The 4,238-nt window shown below is 38.5% G+C and carries 4 protein-coding genes; all 4 read left to right on the top strand.

The genetic code is table 11. The annotated features are described in order from the left end of the window. Nucleotides 1-130: 130 nt before the first annotated feature. On the top strand, nt 131-1,066 hold the full coding sequence (locus LC605_RS31430; RefSeq protein WP_229551313.1) for a TatD family hydrolase: 936 nt from the start codon (nt 131-133) through the stop codon (nt 1,064-1,066). Nucleotides 1,067-1,277: 211 nt separating this feature from the next. After that, complete coding sequence (gene eboC, locus LC605_RS31425) at nt 1,278-2,210, top strand: UbiA-like protein EboC (RefSeq protein WP_309143289.1); 933 nt, start codon at nt 1,278-1,280, stop codon at nt 2,208-2,210. A 452-nt stretch (nt 2,211-2,662) separates the two neighbouring features. Continuing rightward, the gene (gene eboE, locus LC605_RS31420) at nt 2,663-3,907 is read left to right on the top strand and encodes a metabolite traffic protein EboE (protein WP_229551312.1); all 1,245 of its coding nucleotides are present in this window, start codon (nt 2,663-2,665) and stop codon (nt 3,905-3,907) included. A gap of 85 nt (nt 3,908-3,992) precedes the next feature. After that, nucleotides 3,993-4,238, top strand: a 246-nt coding sequence (locus tag LC605_RS31415; protein ID WP_229551311.1) for an alkaline phosphatase family protein, incomplete at its 3' end; no start/stop codon positions are given.

The raw sequence follows: 4,238 nt of genomic DNA, 5'->3' as shown, positions 1-4,238 counted from the left end.
AGTCGGCAAGAATAAATCAAACTATGTTACGAAACGTAAATACACCTTAAACCCTTACAAATGACGAAGGACAAATGACAAATGACAGCCTTAGCCAGTTAGCTTTATTTGCGTCGCTCTACTTAAAACCATGATGTTTATCGATCCTCACATTCATATGTGTTCCCGTACTACTTACGATTACTTAGTAATGCGGGAATATGGTATTGTCGCTGTCATTGAACCAGCCTTTTGGTTAGGACAACCCCGAACCAACGCTGGTTCATTTAAAGACTACTTCAGTAGTCTTGTGGGCTGGGAACGGTTTCGTGCTAGTCAGTTTGGTATCCAACACTACTGCACAATCGGCCTAAATCCCAAAGAAGCTAACAATGAGGCCCTAGCAGCAGAAGTTATGGAACTGCTACCACTTTATGCCTGTAAAGAGGGAGTTGTTGCCATTGGCGAAATTGGCTATGACGACATGACAGAAGCAGAAGATAAGTACTTTTGTCAACAGTTAGAATTAGCTAAAGAACTCGATATGTTAGTACTAATTCATACTCCTCACCGTAATAAAAAGGCGGGTGCTAGTCGGAGTATGGATCGCTGCATTGAATATGGCTTAGATCCTTCACAAGTAGTTATTGACCACAACAACGAAGAAACTGTTGAAGAAGTATTAGAAAGGGGCTTTTGGGCAGCCTTTACGATTTATCCACACACGAAGATGGGTAACGCCAGGATGGTAGAACTTGTCCGCCAGTATGGATGCGTTAGCAAAGCGGGACGTGATAACGTTCGTCGCATCATTGTAGATAGTAGTGCTGATTGGGGTATTAGCGATCCTTTGGCAGTCCCGAAAACGGCTCAGTTGATGTTAGATAAAGGTATTCCTGAAGAATATGTGCGAGCAGTTTGTTATGAAAATGCCCTAGCTGCTTACAGTCAAACTGGACAGATGAAAGCATCAGACTGGCTCAATCCTCAATCTGTTGATCAACGTCAGATGTTCAATGGTAATTCTGTGTTGCGGGGACAGGAACCAGGAATTAAATCAGTTTCAGATTATGTGTTGATTGAGTAAAAAATTGCAAGAGCAATAGGTTTCGATTCAGAAAATTGCTTTGTTGGGTTAAGGGAAGCATAACCCAACAAAGCCTCAGAAATGTTGGGTTTCGTTCCTCAACCCAACCTACGTAGATATGTAGATATTCAATTTTCGCCTCAACCCAAGAGTGTTGAGCTATATATAATACGGTTTATTTTGATAAATTACTAGGCACGGAGGCAAATAAGTGAATGTTGCAAGCTTAAATTTTCAAAGCTGGCGGGGTTATCTGGAATTGATGCGTCCTGCTAATATTGTTACTGCTTGGGCAGATATTCTTGTTGGTTTTGCTGCTTCTGGCTCTGGGATTATTTTTACTCAATTAATCAATGAAGAAGCGAGTGTTGTCATACTAATTCCATTAGCTTGGTTATTATTGGCTACAACTGGGTTATACGGTGGCGGTATAGTTTTTAATGATGTTTTTGATGCGGAATTAGATGCAAAAGAACGACCAAATAGAGCAATTCCCAGTGGTCGCGTATCTCGTCAAAATGCTACTTTATTGGGGAGTATACTGTTTACAATCGGCATTATAGCTGCTTTTCAACTATCCTGGTTGAGTGGTGCGATCGCTATATTTATCACTCTTTCATGCCTTTTATATGACTCACTCGCCAAACATCATCCTTTTTTTGGCCCTTTAAATATGGGTTTATGCCGTGGTAGTAATTTATTATTAGGCGTGAGTGTTGTACCTGCAATAGTATGGGAACGTTGGTATTTAGCACTAATTCCTGTTGTTTATATTGCTGCGATCACCGCAATTAGCCAAGGGGAAGTTCACGGAGGTAAGAAGATCACCGGAGTACTGGCATTAATGCTAATTGCAATAGTTTTGACGGCAGTTTTAGCTTTAGGATTATTAGAAGAGTATACAGCGATCGCAGCACTACCATTCGCTGTTTTATTAGCTATGAGAGTCTTACCTAATTTTCTCAAAGCTGCGCGTGAACCGATAGCCGAAAATATCCGAAATGCTGTAAAAATCGGTGTTTTATCTCTAATAGTCTTGGATGCAACCGTTGCATCTGGTTTTGCTGGTTTCTATTACGGTTTATTAGTTATAATCTTGCTACCATTTTCGATGAAGTTAGCAAAACTATTTGCTGTTACTTAAATTGGAATGTACACACTTAGTAGTTTGTCAAGTTTAAATTGACGGTAAGCAAGTTGGTAGTAAGGACTGAAGTCCTTATTTTCTAACCACTAAAGTGCTGACTACAAACCCTCAAAATTAGCTTAGACATTGTACTAGTAATACTATGAATCGGCTGTAGGGGCGCACATCTATGCATTGGTGTCAATAAAAGCCTAGAAATGGCTTATCTGTAGTCGTTAAAATATAAATAAGAAAACGAACCGCAAAGTACGCTAAGGGCACAAAGGGAAGAAAGAAAAAAGAGATTATAATTTTCACAAATGATTTAGGATTGCTATATAGCAATACACTTGGGTTAAGCATTTCCTCCTTCTCTCTTCTCTCTGTGTTCTCTGCGCCTCTGTGGTTCGTAAAAAAAAGAGTTTCATTAAGTGAACCGTATTGTGCTATATGGGGCATAAAAATAGAAAATGAAAATTACAAGAGACAGCAACTTTCATTTAACTTATTGTAGCAATATTCACCCTGGTGAAACTTGGCTAGAGGTTTTCGCCAATTTAGAAAACTATATTCCCAAACTCAAATCACGTTTATCGCCTACAGAACCTTTTGGTATTGGCTTGAGGCTAGCAGATGTCGCTGCAAAACAACTTTTAGAAAATCATAACTTAGCTGACTTTAAAACTTGGCTAACTCAACATAATTTATATGTTTTTACCTTAAATGGATTCCCTTATGGCGGATTTCATCGACAGGTGGTAAAAGACCAAGTTTATGCACCAGATTGGTCTACATCAGAACGAGTTAATTATACATTAAACTTGGCACACATTTTAGCTACTCTATTACCAGAAGGGCTTGATGGCGGAATTTCTACACTACCATTATCCTATAAACCTTGGTGGAAAAAAGACCAAGCAACTTATGAGATGGTTCTGAAACAGAGTTGTTTTAATATAGCATCAGTTGTTGTAGAAATGATTCGCATCCGCGAAGACACAGGAAAAATACTTCATATTGATTTAGAACCTGAGCCTGATGGTTTAATTGAAAATACCTCAGAAGTAATTGATTTCTATCAAAATTGGTTATTGCCAATTGGCGGCAATTACTTATCAGAAAAGTTAAATATTGAGCAGCATTTAGCAGAAACTGAATTGCTAGAACACGTTCGACTTTGTTATGACACCTGCCATTTTTCAGTTGAATATGAGCAGCCAGATTCTGTATTTGCGCGTTTGAAATTCGCAGGAATTAAGATTGGTAAAATTCAAATCAGTGCAGCAATTAAAGTAAAAATACCTGCTGATATTGAAAAGCGCACCTTGATAGTTGAACGCTTACGTCCCTTTGCAGAATCGACTTATCTTCACCAGGTAATAGAACGTCGTATTGATGGTACACTTCATCACTATCCTGACTTAATAACTGCATTACCACATTTAGAGCAATCTCTAGCTGAAGAATGGCGCATTCACTTTCATGTCCCAATTTTTATTCATGATTATCAAATTTTGCAGTCTACGCAAGATGATATTGCTAGTGTTTTGCATCTACTTCAAACTAACAATGCTTGCTCACATTTAGAAATTGAGACTTATACCTGGGATGTATTACCATCAGAAATGAAGATAGATTTGCTAACTTCTATTCAGCGTGAATATGAGTGGGTATTAAAATTAATTCGTAATATAGCAGTCCGATTTGATTTATGAACAATATATAGTTGAAATCTGTAGAGATGCGTTATGGTGCGTTTCTACTGATCTTTTAAAATGGGATTAAGAGAGGATTGAGTTGATGCAGAAAACGGTTGTTATAAATGTCGTGGGATTAACGCCTAGCTTACTAGGAGAAAACACGCCGTTTTTATCTTCTTGGGCGGCTATTGGACAGGTGGCTTCCATTGGAACAGTATTACCTGCTGTAACTTGTTCTGTTCAGGCTACTTATTTAACAGGAAAATTGCCTGATGAACATGGAATTGTCGCTAATGGTTGGTACTTTCGCGATGAATGTGAAGTGAAGTTTTGGCGACAATCTAAT

It is taken from the genome of Nostoc sp. CHAB 5836 (assembly GCF_020829445.1).
GTDB lineage: Bacteria > Cyanobacteriota > Cyanobacteriia > Cyanobacteriales > Nostocaceae > Nostoc.
Note: the sequence above shows the minus strand (reverse complement) of the source record. Positions and strands in the feature narration are given on the sequence as shown.